The 16,329-nt window shown below is 56.7% G+C and carries 15 protein-coding genes; 2 read left to right on the top strand and 13 right to left on the bottom strand.

Annotated features, from left to right (window positions below; genetic code table 11):
* Positions 1-113: 113 nt before the first annotated feature.
* The 5 genes from EDC28_RS00205 to EDC28_RS00185 all read right to left on the bottom strand — a co-directional run bounded on the left by EDC28_RS00205 (position 114) and on the right by EDC28_RS00185 (position 4,041).
* Positions 114-557 carry a hypothetical protein gene (locus EDC28_RS00205; RefSeq protein WP_050660717.1) on the bottom strand — a complete coding sequence of 148 codons (444 nt, stop codon included), beginning with the start codon at positions 555-557 and terminating at the stop codon, positions 114-116.
* A 135-nt stretch (positions 558-692) separates the two neighbouring features.
* Positions 693-1,346, bottom strand: coding sequence for an oxygen-insensitive NAD(P)H nitroreductase (nfsB, locus tag EDC28_RS00200; RefSeq protein WP_123420272.1), 654 nt, complete (start codon positions 1,344-1,346; stop codon positions 693-695).
* A gap of 133 nt (positions 1,347-1,479) precedes the next feature.
* Entirely contained in the window at positions 1,480-2,016 is a 537-nt protein-coding gene (locus EDC28_RS00195) for a cytidine/deoxycytidylate deaminase family protein (protein ID WP_050660715.1), read from the bottom strand.
* A gap of 163 nt (positions 2,017-2,179) precedes the next feature.
* The gene (locus tag EDC28_RS00190) at positions 2,180-2,404 is read right to left on the bottom strand and encodes a hypothetical protein (RefSeq protein WP_123420271.1); all 225 of its coding nucleotides are present in this window, start codon (positions 2,402-2,404) and stop codon (positions 2,180-2,182) included.
* An 83-nt stretch (positions 2,405-2,487) separates the two neighbouring features.
* The gene (locus tag EDC28_RS00185) at positions 2,488-4,041 is read right to left on the bottom strand and encodes an EAL domain-containing protein (RefSeq protein WP_123420270.1); all 1,554 of its coding nucleotides are present in this window, start codon (positions 4,039-4,041) and stop codon (positions 2,488-2,490) included.
* 461 nt (positions 4,042-4,502) lie between these two features.
* On the opposite strand from EDC28_RS00185, the gene EDC28_RS00180 reads away from it, so the two are divergent.
* On the top strand, positions 4,503-6,431 hold the full coding sequence (locus EDC28_RS00180; RefSeq protein WP_050660712.1) for a methyl-accepting chemotaxis protein: 1,929 nt from the start codon (positions 4,503-4,505) through the stop codon (positions 6,429-6,431).
* A 41-nt stretch (positions 6,432-6,472) separates the two neighbouring features.
* Here the strand turns inward: EDC28_RS00180 and EDC28_RS00175 are convergent, their stop codons facing one another.
* Positions 6,473-7,039: a type 1 glutamine amidotransferase domain-containing protein gene (locus EDC28_RS00175; protein ID WP_211355703.1), complete on the bottom strand. Its 567-nt coding sequence runs from the start codon at positions 7,037-7,039 to the stop codon at positions 6,473-6,475.
* A gap of 198 nt (positions 7,040-7,237) precedes the next feature.
* Between EDC28_RS00175 and EDC28_RS00170 the strand changes: the two genes are divergently transcribed.
* Positions 7,238-9,562 (top strand): DNA polymerase II, encoded by a 2,325-nt coding sequence (locus tag EDC28_RS00170; RefSeq protein ID WP_123420268.1) that lies wholly within the window; start codon positions 7,238-7,240, stop codon positions 9,560-9,562.
* On the opposite strand, the gene EDC28_RS00165 is transcribed toward EDC28_RS00170, so the two are convergent.
* From EDC28_RS00165 to EDC28_RS00135, 7 genes are all read right to left on the bottom strand, one after another.
* On the bottom strand, positions 9,534-10,784 hold the full coding sequence (locus EDC28_RS00165; RefSeq protein WP_123420267.1) for a hypothetical protein: 1,251 nt from the start codon (positions 10,782-10,784) through the stop codon (positions 9,534-9,536). The genes EDC28_RS00170 and EDC28_RS00165 overlap by 29 nt on opposite strands.
* Positions 10,781-11,587, bottom strand: coding sequence for an ABC transporter ATP-binding protein (locus tag EDC28_RS00160; RefSeq protein WP_123420266.1), 807 nt, complete (start codon positions 11,585-11,587; stop codon positions 10,781-10,783). The genes EDC28_RS00165 and EDC28_RS00160 overlap by 4 nt, the downstream gene beginning before the upstream one ends.
* A complete protein-coding gene (locus tag EDC28_RS00155; RefSeq protein WP_336391472.1) occupies positions 11,580-11,951 on the bottom strand; it encodes a GntR family transcriptional regulator in 372 nt (123 codons plus the stop codon). Before EDC28_RS00155 ends, EDC28_RS00160 begins: the two co-directional genes overlap by 8 nt.
* 94 nt (positions 11,952-12,045) lie before the next feature.
* A complete protein-coding gene (locus EDC28_RS00150) occupies positions 12,046-12,855 on the bottom strand; it encodes a tetratricopeptide repeat protein (protein ID WP_050660706.1) in 810 nt (269 codons plus the stop codon).
* Positions 12,856-12,979: 124 nt separating this feature from the next.
* Complete coding sequence (locus tag EDC28_RS00145; protein WP_050660705.1) at positions 12,980-14,581, bottom strand: ABC-F family ATPase; 1,602 nt, start codon at positions 14,579-14,581, stop codon at positions 12,980-12,982.
* A gap of 115 nt (positions 14,582-14,696) precedes the next feature.
* The gene (locus tag EDC28_RS00140) at positions 14,697-15,599 is read right to left on the bottom strand and encodes a DUF2726 domain-containing protein (protein WP_123420264.1); all 903 of its coding nucleotides are present in this window, start codon (positions 15,597-15,599) and stop codon (positions 14,697-14,699) included.
* 72 nt (positions 15,600-15,671) lie between these two features.
* Complete coding sequence (locus tag EDC28_RS00135) at positions 15,672-16,094, bottom strand: hypothetical protein (RefSeq protein WP_050660702.1); 423 nt, start codon at positions 16,092-16,094, stop codon at positions 15,672-15,674.
* Positions 16,095-16,329: the final 235 nt, after the last annotated feature.

Genomic DNA, 16,329 nt, shown 5'->3' with positions numbered 1-16,329 from the left:
TACGGCTTACCTGGTTACGACAAGGACGGGCTCATCCTCAGAGCCGTTGCTTAGCGCTTTATTAAGAAATGTTACCAAGGCAGCCGGGCTGTTACCGGCCAAGCCTTAAAGTGTTACTTGGCTCCCAATTCGCGGATCTTGTCCATGTCCAGATACTGGGTATAACCGGTCACGGCAGCGCTAACATCGGGGTTGGTCATCAGCTCCTGCATGGCGACCTGGCCCACCATCTGAAAGGCGCCTTGCCAGGCGGTGGGGGAGGTTTTCAGGGCGGCACTGGCCTGGGCCGGGCAGTCTTCGGTTAACAGGCGGGTGATAAGGGCGCCGGTACTTTTATTGGAAAGGGTGATGTCCTGGGCGCTGACCTTGGCGTATTGCTGGATGTCGGGGTGTTTGGACATGGCAAAGAAGATCCACTGGGCCAATTGCTTACGTTCCCGGCCATTAAGAGAATCAATCAAACACTGGCCAAGATTGGCCGAGGCATCGGCAGCCAATACCGGTTGCGGGAGCAGGCTGGCTTGGGTGAGCAGCAGCGCAAAAAGGGCTTTTTTCATGGGGCTTTCCCTATCCGTTTTATTGTTATTAAAAGGTAAATTCGGATTACCTTAACCCTGGCGGCAGGCCCGGTAAAGACCAGGCTGCGCTAAAACGGGGGAGATAAAAAACACCGGCCCATGGCCGGTGTTTTTTCAGCACTCGGTAAAGATGCGCGACAACGGCCAGCGAGACTTGGGCAGCTTTTTATTGAAATCGTCTTCGCTGTGATAGCCCAGGGCCACAATCACCAGGCTGGTATAGCCCTTGGCGTGCAGGTCGAACTCGGCGTCCAGGACCTGGGCGTCAAAGCCTTCGATGGGGACCGCATCGATATCCAGCGTTGCGGCGCCCAGCAGCACGGTGCCGAGGTTCAGGTATACCTGCTTTTCCATCCAATGCTGGGCATCTTTAAGGGCAAAGCGGTGCTGATTGACAAAAAAGGTGCGGCCCCGGCGGCCACCGACTTTGGCTTCTTCGGTGGGGTAACGGCCATCGGCATCTTCGGTGGCGATAAGCTCTTCGATGTAGTGCTCATCAATACTGGTTTTGGCGCAAAACACCAGTACATGGGAGGCGTTTTTGATTTTCGCTTCGTTAAAGCTGTAACCACCCTGAGCCGCTTTGGCGATGCGGTTTTTGCCTTCTTCGGTCGCGGCCAAGATCAGGTGCCAGGGCTGGGAGTTAACGCTTGAGGGGCTAAAGCGTGCCAGCTCCATGAGCTGGGCTATTTTGTCGTCGCTAATGGTTTTGCTGGGGTCAAAGGCCTTGGTGGAATAGCGGGCCTTGGCAAAATCGGTGATGTTCATTGGGGTCCTGCAGCGAGGTTGGGGGAGTGCTTACCCTAACCGCTGCTTCGCGCAAGTAAAACGCTGAAATTGCAGATTCACTTTCAATGCTACTTTGAAAATACGGGGGCTTTTGCCCCCGTATCTTGAGGCGTTACCACAGCGCCACAGCGGCTTGTTGCTGGTCGATGGGCAGCAGATGAAAGGCCTGTAGGGCCTGGTTAACATCCGGGTAGTCAAAGGCGTACCAGACATTCAGGGTGTCGCCATGTGGGCCAAAATCGTAAGGGTTGGCAACGCCGCCACCGTTACCCTCCAACCAATTCAGGCAGCCATTGCAGGGCGCCAGCTCGACAAACATCACGGCTGGGTTGGTCAGCGCCAGGTGGTTATTGCCGGCAGCGGTGAGGGCGCAGCGCTCGGCGTGGTTGCCAACCGGGCCTTGGTCGAGGCCGCCAGCGGCCACTTGCGAATTGCCAAAAGCCACCCCAAAGCCCTGGCCCGGCAGAGCCGGGAACTGATGGGTGGGCTGTACGGCAAGCGCTGCGCAGCAAGAAGCCGGGCCTATGCCGACATTGGTGCCGCGCACGGCGGCAAAATGCAGCACCGTTTCCTGGGCCAGCACTTGGGCCGTGGCATAGCCGGGTTGCAGAGCGTTGTTGGGAGTGAGGTGACGGACGATTACAGGCATGGGTGTTCTCCTTTCCTTGAGTGCCGGCGGTTGCCGGTTAAGGGCAGGATAAAAAGCGCCGTTGCGGGTTGGCAGGGGAAGCTTTTCCAGGGTGATGCGGTGAAGTGGGGGTATTGACTCGCTGAAGGGAAATAAGCCGGCTACCGCAGCAACCGGCTTTGGCTCAGGGCTGTACCGAGCTTACCTGGATGGTTTCCGGGGCCGGGACGCCAGTGTTATAAACGATATCAACGCTGGTGATACCCTGGATGGTGGCCAAGGGATTGGTACAGGTAAAGACGGCATGGTCACCGGCAAGGCCCGTCAGCGGGATACCACCCGGCTGGCCACGCATGTTGTGAACACCGTTTTGGTTGTCGGCATTTTGAACGAGGGTAATGGTAGGCATGATCTTCTCCTTGATAGTGTGTCCCTGTTGGACAGCTTCAAGGTAAAGGCGTCTTGTCGGTTTCCTAAGAGGAAGGGCTTCCCTCAGGCCGCTGCGGCTTGTTGCTCCAGTAACACAACCAATTCGCCTAAGGTCATGGGTTTACCAAACAGCCAACCCTGGGCGTAATCCACCCCAAGTTTTCTAAGGGCTTGGTATTGGCGCTCGTTCTCTACCCCTTCGGCCACCAACTGCACATTCAGCTGGCGGGCGATGCCGACGATTTGGGGGATAAGGGAAGAGCGTACGCTGTGCTCTTCCATGTCGGTGACGAAACTGCGATCGATCTTCAACAGATCGCAATCCATCTTGATGAGCTGGCCTAGGTTGGCATAACCGGTGCCAAAGTCATCCACCGCCAGGCCAATGCCCTGCTGGCGCAGGTAGTGCAGGTTGGCTTGTGCCTGGGCCTTGTCCAGTTCTTCGTCTTCGGTAACCTCAAACACCAATTTAAATCGGCTGGCCTTGATGACCGGCAGCGCCATTAATTCGCGAATGGCGCCCGTGGCAAGCAGGTGAGGGTAGATATTAAAACTCACCTTAAAGCCCGCCGGCAGTTCGGTGCAGGCTTCAAGCTCGGTCAAGGTGCGGTTTAGCATCTGCACCGTAAAGGGCCAGGCCAGCTCCAGCTCCCGTAAGCGGTCGATAAACTGATCCGGCGATAACGGCCCGATGTCGTCAGCAAAGCGGGCCAGAGCCTCAGCGCCAATCACCTTGCCGGAGGCCATGTCCACCACAGGTTGTAGCAGCCAGTAGAAGCCTTGATGCCTCAAGCCCTGGCGTAACCTGACCCGGATGGAACTGCGGTAATCGCGATACAAACTTTGGCCGATGCTGGTGGCGGCGCCCACTATCAAGCTGAAGATAAAAGCCACCACCATCAGGTAGCTGTTTTGCTCAAGCACCGCCTGTGATGACTGGCGAAGGGCCAGGCAATATTGAGGGTATTGGCTGCTACAAGCGCTAAAACTGGTATTGGTGAGCTGTTCCTGAGCCAGGCTGCCATCGAACAATCCCTGCACCCCGGCCATGTGCACCGGCGGGTGGCCCTGGCCTTGGAAAAGCAGTTCCCAATCCCGGGCATTGCGCATCTCAACGGCCAGCTTTTGCTGCAATTCAAGCACCACGTTATAGCGGCCTCGCTGGGCGATAAAAGCGTAACGGGGGGTGCTGTCGTCACGAAACAGCATGATCCGCGAGCGCAGCCAGAATTGATTGCCTTGGGCATCTTGGTAATCGGGTTTGGGCTCGGTGAGCGGCGTTTTTAATCTTCCTGAGCTGGTGGCGCACACCAGTTTGCCGTCTTGGAAAAAGCCAATGCCCTTGATGTAGTTGGCATTAAATACGGCCCGGCGCATGGCCAGCAGGTTGTCGCGGTTGCAATCGGCGTAGCCGAGGCGGTTGAGGGCATCGGTGACCGATTGGATCTCGCCGAAAATGGCGTCGAAGGTGGCCAGGGTCTCCTGGCCGTTTTGTTGCAGCTCATGGCGAGCGCTGGCCAGGATCAGTTGCAGGGCAATCACAAAGCACAGCACCGCGGCAACAACGGACAATAAGGTCGAAAAGGTGTGTCTGGCCAGTTGGGTCCTGAAGGGCATCGGTACATCCGTGTCGTGGGCGCCGTAACGGCTGGCCGGTTTATTAGTGCTTACTGTTTACGCGAACTGCCACCTTATCTTGTTGTTTTTAACTGCGCCAGTGGCCAGAGGGAACCTTGGCCGCCGCGCAGTGCAAAAAGGCCATCTTGATCAAAAAAAGGCCAAAAAGTCGCGCGGCTTTAGACATATGCCTAGTGTCGGCGACCTTCCGGCCTCGTACTGGGCCGACAGAGTAGGGGGTTTGTTACAGGTGGCAGCCATGGGGTTTTCGGCTACTTTTGAGAGCAAAGATTGAACTGCTGGTTAAGCAAGTAAAACGTCATGATTATCATCATGTTAAATGATGGCTTGTTGATTTCGGTCACCCCAAAAACCTTGAGTTTCATCTATGGTCAGCTCAAGATCCGCGCACCGGTGTCGCTATAGATGGGCAGCTCGTGCATAAAAGAGGCAACCCCCCGATGAGTAACCTAACCCGTATCATGGATAACCTGTCAGTCGCCGCCAAGCTCTCTTGGGGCTTTGGCATCGTGCTGGTGCTGACCCTGGTGGTGGCCGTGACCGGGAGCCGTGGGTTAAATGCCATGCTGGCAAGAAGCGATAAAGTCGCTGTTGGGGGGATGGTCAACGACCTGTTGATGGACGCCGAGGTGAGCCGCCGCGATTATCTGGTGTCGGGGGATGACGCCAAAGTCGGCGACTTTGATAAGGCCATCAAAAAGATTGCCAGCATTGCTCTTGAGAAGAAATCTTTGTTTGTGGCGCCGGTTGATGTCAAAACCATTGAGCAGATCAACAGCATTGCCAAAGAGTACCAAAGCGAATTCACCCGCTTTGTGGAGCTGTCCAACAAGAAAGCCGAGATCCGCACCAGTTGGGTGAAAATCGGCAACATCATGGTGGGCAAGGTTACCGAACTCAATAAAAGCCTGGGGGGCATGGCTCAGGTGATGGCCGACGAAGCGGTGGTGTCCAACGCCCTGCTGGCCTCCGACATCAACCAGCGGGTGGCCATGCTGCGCTACTACATGCGCGGTTATATTTTTGACGGCAGCAGCAAAAACCTTGATGCCGCCACCATGACCATGGCCGAGATCCAGCAACTGGCCGACACCCTCAATATTGGCGGTGGTGACCGTCAAATCCTCGATGACGCCCTCAAGGCCCTGGCCGGTTATCGCCAGCATGTATTGCAGCTCAATAAAGTGGTGGGCGAGCAGGAATCGCTGCGTAAAGAGATGGACACCGAGGCCCTGAAACTGGGTGCCCAGGTTGACCGCCTGATGGAGTCTCAATCCGACAAACGTGAAGCCGACAGCCATTCGGCCATCCTAACCCTGATTGTGGTGTCGGCGCTGGCGTTGATGCTGGGGGTGCTGGGCGCTTGGATTATTACCCGCCAAATAGTGCGGCCGCTGCGTGACACTGTGAACGTGGCTCGCACCATTGCCGATGGCGATTTGAGTACGACCATCCGGGTAGAGCGCAAAGACGAGCTGGGCGAGCTGATGCAAGCCATGGCCCATATGAACCAGAACCTGCGCGATGTGATGAGCCAGATCAGTGGCAGCGTCGAGCAACTGGCCAGCTCTGCCGAGCAGTTGTCGGCGGTGACTGAACAAAACAGTGCCGGTATGCAGCGCCAGCGCGCCGAGACCGATCAGGTGGCCACCGCCATCAACGAAATGACCGCCACCGTGCAGGAAGTGGCCCGCAACGCCGAGCTGGCCGCTGTGGCGGCCTCCGAAGCCGACCACACCACCGCCGAAGGCAACAAAGTGATTTCCCGGGCCGTGCAACAAATTGAGGGGCTTTCCCAGGAAATTGGCCATACCGCCATGGCCATGGAAAAACTCAAAGCCGACAGCGACAGCATCGGCACCGTGCTGGATGTGATTAAAGCGGTAGCAGAACAAACCAACCTGCTGGCGCTGAACGCCGCCATTGAAGCGGCCCGCGCTGGTGAAGCCGGGCGCGGTTTTGCGGTGGTAGCCGATGAAGTGCGGGGCCTGGCGCGCCGCACCCAGGAATCCACCGCCGAGATTGAAAACCTCATCGCCAACCTGCAGCACGGCACTCAAGAATCGGTGCTGATGATGGAGCGCAGCCGCCAGCTCACCGACGAAACCGTGACCCTGGCCCAGCAGTCTGGTGCGTCTTTAACCGACATTGCCAATGCCGTGTCCCGCATCCAGGACATGAACCACCAAATCGCCACCGCCGCCGAAGAGCAAAGCACCGTGGCCGAAGAGATAAACCGCAGCGTGGTGCGGGTGCGGGAAATTGCCGAGCAAACCGCCCAGGCCTCGGAGGAAACCGCCAACTCTACCGAAACCCTGGCCGGGCTCGGTACCGAGCTTCATGGCCTGGTGGGCAAATTCAAAATCTGAAAAAGCGGCCTTCGGGCCGCTTTTTCATTACGCGCTTTGGCTCAAGCGGTACGTTGCCCGCGGTGCTTACCCTCGGCAAATTCTTCGACCATCTTACGGTTAAACGCCGGTAAGTCATCAGGACTGCGGCTTGTTACCAAGCCTTGGTCCGTGACAACTTCCCGGTCTTCCCAGCGCACGCCGGCGTTTTTTAAATCGGTTTTAATAGACGAATACGAGGTCATGGTGCGGCCAGTCAAAGCGCCGGTTTCCACCAGTAACTGCGGCCCGTGGCAGATGGCAGCCACCGGTTTACCCGCATCGAAGAAATGGCGGGCAAAGCGGACCGCTCGGGTATCGTTTCGCAGGGTATCGGGGTTCATGACGCCGCCGGGCAGCAGCAGAGCATCGTAATCTTCCGGGTCGCCATCGTTCAGGCAGTAGCTGACATCGAACTGGTCACCCCAATGGTCGTGCTGCCAGCCTTTGACCTGGCCTGGTGACGGCGCAATAACCTCTACCTTGGCGCCCGCTTCCTTAAGGGCCTCTATTGGAGAGGTTAACTCGATTTGCTCAAACCCATCGGCAACCAAAACGGCTACTTTGCGGTTATTCAGACGGTTAGCCATATCGATCTCCTTGACTTCGATAAATGTATATTGCTTCCCGCAAAGGCCATGCCAAGCCGTAAAATTCTTTTAATTCAAGTGTTTGTGATTTTTTGTGCGCCTTGCGCCCTGGCATTTTTACAGGGTGGGGATAAAATTTTTGGATACTGTTTTTTTAACCAGTAAACTAGCGGCTGCAGCCACAGTGGAGACAGACCCTTGCCCCAGGGCTTTTTACTTTCTCGCCATCATCGCGATATCGCCGGTAAAACCGAAATTCACCTTTGGCTGAGCGGCCCCGATGGCCCGGCCAAACTGGTGGTGGAAGGGGAACAACCGGTGCTGATGGTGGCGGCCAATAACCTGGCCAAGGCCAAAAGTCTGCTGGCAGGTAGCCTGGCGGACGTCAAAGAGCTGGGCTTTCAAAGCTTTGCCCGCGAGCCGGTGGCCATGCTCTATTTCGCCACCCTTGAGGCCCACAAACAGGGCCAGGCGCAGCTCACCAGCAATGGCATCGAAGTGCTGGAAGCGGACATCAAACTCTCCGACCGTTACCTGATGGAACGATTTGCCCGCGGCGCCATCGCCTTTGACGGCGTACCTACCGCCAAGACCGGTCATACCGAGTGGCGCCAGGTGCGAATAAAAGGCGCCGACTACCGGCCCACGCTCAAGGTGCTGAGTCTGGATTTGGAGTGTTCGGCCAAGGGCGAGCTGTATTCAGCAGGGCTCTATGGCAACGGCGCGGCCAAGGTGCTGATGGTGGGGACGCCTGAGCCCAGCGATGGCGAGATAGACTGGGTAGCCGATGAAAAGGCATTGCTGCAACGCCTTGAGGCAGAAATAGCGCGCCTGGACCCAGACATCATCATTGGCTGGTCGGTGGTGGCCTTTGACCTGCGGCTGCTGGCCAAAAGGGCGGAGCGCCACGGCATGACCCTGCGCCTGGGCCGGGGCGGTGAGGCCCTTTGGATACGCGATGCCACAGGCGACGGCCAGGCCTTTGCGTCCCTGCCGGGGCGGGTTGCCATCGACGGCATCGACGCGCTCAAGATTGCCACCTACAACTTCGAGAGCTTCAGCTTGGAATTTGTCTCCCAGGCCCTTTTGGGGCGCGGCAAGAAAACCGAAGACGTAGACAACCGCCTGGCCGAGATTGAGCACGATTTTCGCTTCAACAAACCGAAACTGGCGGCCTACAACCTCGAAGACTGTGTGCTGGTGTGGGACATCTTTGCCAAGACCCGGCTGCTGGATTTTCTTATCCTGCGCAGCCAGCTGACCGGCCTGGAGCTTGACCGCGCCGGCGGCTCGGTGGCGGCCTTTACCAATCTCTACCTGCCAAAGCTGCACCGCGCCGGCTTTGTGGCCCCCAACCTCCCCTTGGGGGGCGGCCTTGCCAGCCCTGGCGGCTACGTGATGGACTCCAGGCCCGGGCTCTATCGCAACGTGCTGGTGCTGGATTTTAAGAGCCTGTACCCGAGCATTATCCGCACCTTTAAAATCGACCCTTTAGGGCTGATTGAAGGGCTGGTGGAAGCGGACGCCATCCCCGGTTTTCGGGAGGCCAAATTCTCCCGCACCAAGCATTTTTTGCCCGAGATAATCACTGAGCTCTGGCAAGCCAGGGACCAGGCCAAGCGCCAAAAAGACGCGCCCCGCTCCCAGGCCATCAAAATCTTGATGAATTCCTTCTACGGGGTGCTGGGCTCAGGGGGGTGCCGTTTTTACGACACCCGCCTTGCCAGCTCCATTACCCTGCGCGGCCACGCCATCATGCAGCAGACCGCCAAGTGGGTAGAAGAAGCCGGCCACCAGGTGATTTACGGCGACACCGATTCCACCTTTGTGCTCTTGGACGACGCCCTCGACCATGACCAAGCCGACGCCATAGGCAAAGGGCTGGCGGCGGATATCAACGCGCGCTGGCAACAGACGTTACAGGACGAGTTTTCCCTTGAGTGCCACCTGGAGCTGGAATACGAGACCCACTACCAGCGCTTTTTGATGCCCACCATTCGCGGTTCGGAGGCGGGCTCTAAAAAACGTTATGCCGGCCTTAAAAGCGACGGTGAACTGGTGTTTAAGGGGCTGGAGACGGTGCGCACCGACTGGACGGTACTGGCCAAGCAATTTCAGACCGAGCTCTACCGGCTGGTATTCAGTGACCAGGACCCCTCGGCTTTTATCCGCGCCACGGTAGAAGAGACCTTAGCCGGCAAGCGCGATGGCGATTTGGTGTATAAAAAGCGCCTGCGCCGCAAGCTCGACCAATACGTGAAGAATGTGCCGCCCCATGTACGGGCCGCGCGCCTGGCCGACGAGCACAATAAAAAGGCTGGCAAAACCCTCAAATACCAAGGCAAGGGCAGTATCAGCTACCTGATGACCCTAAGCGGCCCCGAGCCTTTGGAATACCAGCAAAGCCCCATCGACTACCAGCACTACATCGACCGCCAGTTACAGCCGGTGGCCGAAGCCATCCTGCCTTTTATCAACCTTGAGTTCGAACAGCTTATCGGGGGCCAGCTGGGCTTGTTTTGATAAGCGCCTGCCGGTACCAGTTTTGACGCAATGCCAAAGCCAGTGCGCCAATCACCACGGTTGCCAAGGCCAACGGTAACAAGGTGACCTGCTCGATTCGCAACAGCATGGCAAGCGCCATCAACGGCATGTAGATAAGCGGCGGTAAAAACCGGGTATCGTCCGGCGCCCAGCGGGTTGTGGCCAAATACTGCATTAAGGCAGTCAAAGCGGCGCTGAGAATAACCGAGAGCAGCAGCAATGCCATGGCGATGGTTGAAAAACAGGCCAGCAACAGGACCGCAAAAAGCTGTATTGCACCGGCACTCAATGTTTGGCGAAGGATTAATCTTTCCATCACGTTGGTTTGCTGCAACCTAGTGCCGGGATGGCGCAACCACAGGTAGCGAAGCCGGGTTGAAACCTTGCCAATGCTGACGGCAAGCCAACTGCTGAGCAGGGTCGAGGTGATGGCAAAAAGCGGCCAATTTATCCCGTGGTGCATGCTGGTAACGATGGTGGCCAGTAGCAACAAAGTCAGGCCCAACAGTCCCCGCATAAAAAAAGCCACATAGCTGGCATCGCAGCCGGCAAGGAGGCTCAAGGCCGGCTCTTTAATCATCTTGGAAAAGTGGTCTTCAATTAATCTGATTGGCTCGGCTTTATTGTTCCAGCCCTTATCGAAAAAGTATTGAGATGGTGGACTCGGAATAACAAACCGCTGAATAAAGAAAAAAAGTCCCCACAAAACCAGTGCTGTTGCCGCTATACCGGGAGTGCCGTTGAAGCTCTCTAGCACTGGCATCAGCGACACATTACAGAGCAGTATTAACGGTGCCGTGAAGACGATCATGCCCCCCAGGCGGTTGTGACAAAACAGTTGCAGCAATATGAATTCGAGGCTGAAAAATAAAAAGCAGAGCGGCCAGTTCAGGCTGTCTTGAATGGCGCTGATGAGTATCGACAAAAGCAACGCGTTGATAAATAGCGCCAGATGGGCGGTCGGTATTGCTTTTGGCGATAGGCGCAAGCTATGCATGCTCATGATCTGGCGATGAACTATGACACTACGTAGGGTCATATTGATGGAAAGCAGGCAGCCAGCGGCCATACGTATCCCAAAGCCGGTGCTTGGCGGTATTGCAAAACTGACTGCCAACAGTAAAAGGCTGCCGCCATTTAGCAGCACCTGTGCCGTTCTTTCAAACCACATCATGGCCAATATTTGAATAAGCCCCCTCATTGATGGATCTCCACAAAGAGCTGCTCAAGGGGCAGGGCACTGACCGGCTTTTCGGTGACAACCAACAGGCTGCCATCATTAAATTCGTGGAGCACGGGCTGGTGCTCGAAAAGGGAGGCTCTATTTATTCTGGCAACGCGTTCCTGCAGGGTGTCGAGTGTTTCGTCGATGATCAGCTTGCCTGCTTTGAGTATCCAGACCCTGCTGGCGATACGTTCAAGGTCTGAAACGATGTGGCTGGAGAACAGAACCGTGCAGTTGGTCGCCGTCATTTCGTCGATAAGGGTGCTGATAAATTGGCGCCGAGCCAAAGGGTCCAAGCTGGCAACGGGTTCATCCAATACCAGCAAACGGGGATGGTGTCCAAGAGCGGTGATGATGGACAGCTTTTGACGCTGGCCTTCAGACAGGGTATTGACCTTCTTAGCCAGTGGCACTTGCCACTTTTCTGCTAGTTGCTCGACAAAAAGCCAGTCCCAGTGGGGGTAGAAGTTGGCAAAGAGTTTTAGATTTTGCTCTGCGGTGAGGTGAGTCAATAACTCTTCTTTTTGCGGCACGTAGCCGATGGCAAGTTTGCTGCTCCCAGGCAGCGCATCAACCGAGGTACCAAATAGGGTTACGCTGCCTGAAGTGGCAGGCCGAAAGCCGAGCAGAGCTTCACACAGCGACGTTTTGCCAGCGCCGTTTAATCCTAAAATGCCAATCACTTCCCCCTGTCCAACGCTGCTGCTGACACTCTTTAACACCTGTGTCTTACCGAGGGTTTGGCTGAGGTTTTCTATTTTGATCAGGGACTCAGTCATGCTGTTTTTTCAATCCTTTGTTAACAATGTCAATGACCTGCGCATCGCTCAAATGGAGCTGACGTGCACTTTGGATAAATTGGGACAACAGCGGTTGCAGCAGCTCTTCGGGGCTGCAAGCCACCGCTGTCGCTACGGTCATCGGTTTTCCCCTGTGACGTACCAACACGCCATCCGCTTCCAGCAGGTTGTATGCCTTGGAAATGGTCATGGGGTTAACGCTGTGGCGCACTGCCAGTTCCCTGACCGACGGCAATGCTTCGCCTGGTTTTAGCTGGCCTGCGGTAACAAGGCGCTTTACCTGCTCATAAAGCTGGCGATAAATCGGTATGCCGGATTGCGGGTTGAGATTAAACAATGTCATCACCTGTATTGTGTATTGATACACTAATACACATGGGGTGAAGAAAACAACAGCAATAAAAAAACGCCGCTAAGCGGCGTTTTTTCCTGTGCGCTTATTGCACGGCGCTGATGGAGAGCCGGTCTATGGCCTGGACATTGCCCTGACGAGCGGCTTGTTGCAGCCAGTAGCGGGCTTTAGGGTCGCTGGCGGGCAGCAGCAGTCCCAACTGATATTGAGCCTTGGGTTGGCCCTGTTTGGCGGCCAGTTCATACCAGTATTTGGCGGCGCTCAGATCCTGGGCAACACCGCGGCCTTGCTGATAAAAGTGGCCCAGTTGATATTGGGCCTGGCTATCGCCCTGATCGGCTGCCTGGCGGTACCAGTGGGCGGCCAGATGCAGGTCGGGGCGCAGCAATTCGCCACTTTCCAGCAGCGCTCCCAAATGACGCTGGGCCAGGACCAGCCCTTGGGCTGCGGCCTGCTGGTACCAGTAAAAGGCTTGGTCGGGGTCTCGTACCACGCCTTGGCCGGTCTCATAAAAGTGGGCCAGCCAATACTGGCCCTGGGCGTTACCTGCCTTGGCGGCAAGGGCAGCCCAATGGGCGGCTGCCGGGTAGTTCGGCATAGTGGCGCCTTTAGGGTTGGCCAGTTGCCGGGCGTAGCTGGCCTGGGCATCGGCGCTGCCTTGCTCGATGGCAACCTGGGCTCGGAGCCAGGTACCGTACTGTTTGAGATATTGCTTGGCCTTGAGGTCCCCTTTTTTTGCCGCTTGGCTTAGTTGGCTCGATGCCAGGGCAAACTGATAGTGCTCAAGGCTGGCAAAATAGTCGTTGCGGGGAGCGGCTTGGCTGTTGTTATGGCTGGCGCAGCCTGCCAAAAAGGAAAGCAGCAGGGGAAGGAGGGCAACGTTACGGGACATCATAAGGCAAGCTATTGTTGTTGATTTACCTATATAGATTACGACCGCCTTTCGATTTGCCTTAAGGAAAAATTTGTAGCAAAAGGTCGATAAAAGAACAGCGCCCTTGGGCGCTGTTTTTGTTGGCTTATCGCATCTCGTTGATGCCTTGGGCCTTGAGGTAGTCGTCGTAACTGCCCAGGTAGTCTTTGATACCGGTGGGGGTCACCTCGATGATGCGGGTGGCCAGGGAGCTGACAAACTGGCGGTCGTGGGACACGAACAGCAAGGTGCCCTTGTAGTGCTCCAGGGCCAGGTTGAGCGCCTCGATGGACTCCATGTCCATGTGGTTGGTGGGCTCGTCCATCAACAGGATGTTGGGCTTGTGCATCATCAGCTTGCCGATGAGCATGCGGCCCTGCTCACCACCGGACAGCACCTTGACCTTCTTCTTGATATCGCTCTGGCCAAACAGCATGCGGCCAAGGGCGGCGCGCAGGGTCTGCTCGTCGTCCCCTTCCTGCTGCCACTGGGCCATCCAGTCCATCAGGTTGGTGTCCATGGCAAAATCGTCGGCGTGATCCTGGGCGTAGAAGCCGATGTTGGCGTTCTCGGACCATTTGATGGCGCCTTCTTTGGGCTCCATCACCCCGGCCAGGGTGTTTAAAAGGGTGGATTTACCCACACCGTTGGCGCCGATGATGGCGATGCGCTCGCCCACTTCCACGTTCAGTTTAAAGTCTTTGAACAGCAGGGTGCCGTCGTAGCCCTGGGCCAGGTTTTCCACCTGCAGCGCCTGACGATAGAGCTGTTTGGCCTGCTCGAAGCGAATAAAGGGGCTCTGGCGGGAAGAGGGTTTGACCTCTTCCAGTTGAATTTTATCAATCAGCTTGGCGCGGCTGGTGGCCTGCTTGGCCTTGGAAGCGTTGGCCGAGAAGCGGCTGACGAAGGTCTGCAGCTCGGCGATTTGCGCTTTCTTCTTGGCGTTGTCGGCCAACAGGCGCTCGCGAGACTGTTCGGCGGCGGTCATGTATTCGTCGTAGTTGCCCGGATAGAGGCGCAGCTCACCGTAGTCCATGTCTGCCATGTGGGTGCACACCTGGTTTAAGAAGTGGCGGTCGTGGGAGATGATGATCATGGTGGAGTCGCGCTCGGTGAGCACCCCTTCAAGCCAGCGGATGGTGTGGATGTCCAAGTTGTTGGTCGGTTCGTCCAGCAACATCACCTCGGGGTTGGAGAACAGTACCTGGGCCAGCAGCACCCGTACCTTGAGGCCGGGGGCGACGGCGGCCATCAGGCCGTAGTGTTGCTCAAGGGGAATGCCCAGACCCAGCAGCAGCTCACCGGCGCGCGCTTCGGCGCTGTAGCCGTCCATCTCGGCAAACTGCACCTCCAAGTCTGCCACCTTCATGCCGTCTTCTTCGCTCATCTCCGGCAGACTGTAGATGCGGTCGCGCTCGGCCTTGATGGCCCACAGCTCGGCATGGCCCATCACCACGGTGTCGATAACGGAAAAGTCTTCGAAGGCGAACTGGTCCTGGCCCAGTTTGGCCATGCGGGTGTGGGGGGCCAGGGAGACGTTACCGGCGCTGGGTTCCAGTTCACCGGTGAGGATCTTCATGAAGGTGGACTTACCACAGCCGTTGGCACCGATCAGGCCATAACGGTTGCCCTCACCAAACTTGACGGAGATGTTTTCGAAAAGCGGCTTGTCGCCGAACTGCATGGTGATATTGGCGGTGGTCAGCACTCTGGGATACCCCTTAGTTAATAAGGGGCGCAAGCCTACTGATTTTGTGTGACAGGAGCAATGGCCCTGGCGGAAAAATCGCCATAAAAAGGCGCCGGTGGCGCCTTGGGGGAAATCAGCGGGAGGCGCGCAGGGTAAAGAGCCCTTCGCTGGTCACTTCCCGGGCTTTGGGCTTGTCTTGGTCAACCGGTAGCACCGTTTTGCAAAGGGGGTAGTTGGCGCAGGTCCAAAACACCTGGCCCTGGTATTGGCCTTTGCTGACGGTGCGCTTTTGCATGGGGCTGTCGCACTTGGGGCAGTGCTTCTCGGCCCGCTCAATAGGGGCGTCGCTGCTTATCTCCACCAGGGCCTCTTCTGCTGTCTGGCGGCTGGCCATCAGCGGCGGCAGCGACTCGTCATCCTCTTGGATTTGAACCGGGGCCTGCGGCTCGGCGACGCTTTGCTGCGGGGGGATGGGGGTATCCGGTTCAGCGGCAGCGTTACTTGAACGGGCCAGCACCGGCTCTGGCTTACGGCCTTTGAGGGCTTGTTCGATACGGGCGCGAATATCAATAGCCCGGGTATTGTTGCTCACATCAAGCTGAATAAGGGGCAGACCGATTTTTTCGCAAATCTTGATGAGCTGTTTGTCGCGCTTTTTGCGGTCGCGGCTCGGTTTGCCTTCAGGCAGCAATTCCAGCACCAGCATCACCGCCAGGTCGTCGGGGCGGCACAGCACGAAATCGAGGCGTTTGGCACAAATGCGGTTAAAGGCCCGCTGCCAGTCGCTGCCCTTGAATCTGGCCTGCACGCCAATGACATCGGCCCAGCGCACCTTGGCAAAGACCCGGTAATCGCGGCCACAGGCTTCGTCCAGCAGTGGTAAAAAGGCCAATTCGCGGTCGGTAAACAACGGGGTACGCTCGTAGGCATTACGCAGCCGCAAGCGCCGCCAGACATAAAGCAGCAGGGCCAGCACAATAAGACCGGCCCCGGCATAGATAAAGGGTCTGAGAAAGGAGAGTTCGTCAGTGAGCATCGGACGTTACCAGGAGTGAGAACCTCTCGATGCTAAACGCCAAAGGCTGTCGTTTTACTGACCCGGCCAGCCTCAACGTAAGTCGCGGCGAAATTTTTGCATCTGATCGAGGATCTGCAAGCGGATCCAGCGCGGAAACTTCTCTGTTTGCACCAGGTAGCGCTGCTCGTCGGTATACACAAACCAGGCCGGCGCCTGGATGCTGCCCACTGATTCGATGCGGGTGATCTGCTGGCGGCTCAGGGTAATGCGGCGGCGCCGGTAGCGTATCTCGATGGCTTCGTCGTCAAACATCAGGCCGTGGACCCTGTTGTCCATCAGCCAGTTGGCCAACATGATGCTGGCCAGCACCCCGGCCAAGCTCCACATCAGGCCTGGCCCGGTGATATCACCAAGGTATTGAGTGTTATTGGCGATAAGCGCGGCCACCAAAATCACCGCAGTCCCCACCGCTTGGCTGTAAATCAGTTTGTCTGAGCCTTTGAATATGCGCATGGTCGTCAATCTTCCCGCTGTTGCCTGGAAACCCGACAACTTCTTATCGTCTTCCGGACCGGCCGGAATGAGGAGGGTCTCTTTAACGGCGTGTTAAGCCAGTTCGTGTTTTTGGGCTCTTTATCAGGGCCTTCTAAAGTGGTTCACATTGCAGTTCAAAAACTGAGCTGTCAATAAGCAAGGCTTTGTTTGTGTTAAATGTTTTTCATCTTATGTGCTCAAGGTCACGAACTGC

This window comes from Gallaecimonas pentaromativorans (genome assembly GCF_003751625.1).
Taxonomy (GTDB): Bacteria; Pseudomonadota; Gammaproteobacteria; order Enterobacterales; family Gallaecimonadaceae; genus Gallaecimonas; species Gallaecimonas pentaromativorans.
The sequence above is the reverse complement of the archived record's forward strand: the minus strand, read 5'-3'. Positions and strand labels throughout refer to the sequence as shown.

What these genes read in the sequence shown, in the direction of transcription:
- EDC28_RS00180 (WP_050660712.1), top strand. Translation starts at nt 4,503, where the DNA reads ATGAGTAACCTAACCCGTATCATGGATAACCTGTCAGTCGCCGCCAAG.
- nfsB (WP_123420272.1), bottom strand. Translation starts at nt 1,346, where the DNA reads ATGAACATCACCGATTTTGCCAAGGCCCGCTATTCCACCAAGGCCTTT.
- EDC28_RS00135 (WP_050660702.1), bottom strand. Translation starts at nt 16,094, where the DNA reads ATGCGCATATTCAAAGGCTCAGACAAACTGATTTACAGCCAAGCGGTG.
- EDC28_RS00190 (WP_123420271.1), bottom strand. Translation starts at nt 2,404, where the DNA reads ATGCCTACCATTACCCTCGTTCAAAATGCCGACAACCAAAACGGTGTT.
- EDC28_RS00195 (WP_050660715.1), bottom strand. Translation starts at nt 2,016, where the DNA reads ATGCCTGTAATCGTCCGTCACCTCACTCCCAACAACGCTCTGCAACCC.
- EDC28_RS00160 (WP_123420266.1), bottom strand. Translation starts at nt 11,587, where the DNA reads ATGACTGAGTCCCTGATCAAAATAGAAAACCTCAGCCAAACCCTCGGT.
- EDC28_RS00165 (WP_123420267.1), bottom strand. Translation starts at nt 10,784, where the DNA reads ATGAGGGGGCTTATTCAAATATTGGCCATGATGTGGTTTGAAAGAACG.
- EDC28_RS00140 (WP_123420264.1), bottom strand. Translation starts at nt 15,599, where the DNA reads ATGCTCACTGACGAACTCTCCTTTCTCAGACCCTTTATCTATGCCGGG.
- EDC28_RS00205 (WP_050660717.1), bottom strand. Translation starts at nt 557, where the DNA reads ATGAAAAAAGCCCTTTTTGCGCTGCTGCTCACCCAAGCCAGCCTGCTC.
- EDC28_RS00155 (WP_336391472.1), bottom strand. Translation starts at nt 11,951, where the DNA reads ATGACATTGTTTAATCTCAACCCGCAATCCGGCATACCGATTTATCGC.
- EDC28_RS00150 (WP_050660706.1), bottom strand. Translation starts at nt 12,855, where the DNA reads ATGATGTCCCGTAACGTTGCCCTCCTTCCCCTGCTGCTTTCCTTTTTG.
- EDC28_RS00185 (WP_123420270.1), bottom strand. Translation starts at nt 4,041, where the DNA reads ATGCCCTTCAGGACCCAACTGGCCAGACACACCTTTTCGACCTTATTG.
- EDC28_RS00175 (WP_211355703.1), bottom strand. Translation starts at nt 7,039, where the DNA reads ATGGCTAACCGTCTGAATAACCGCAAAGTAGCCGTTTTGGTTGCCGAT.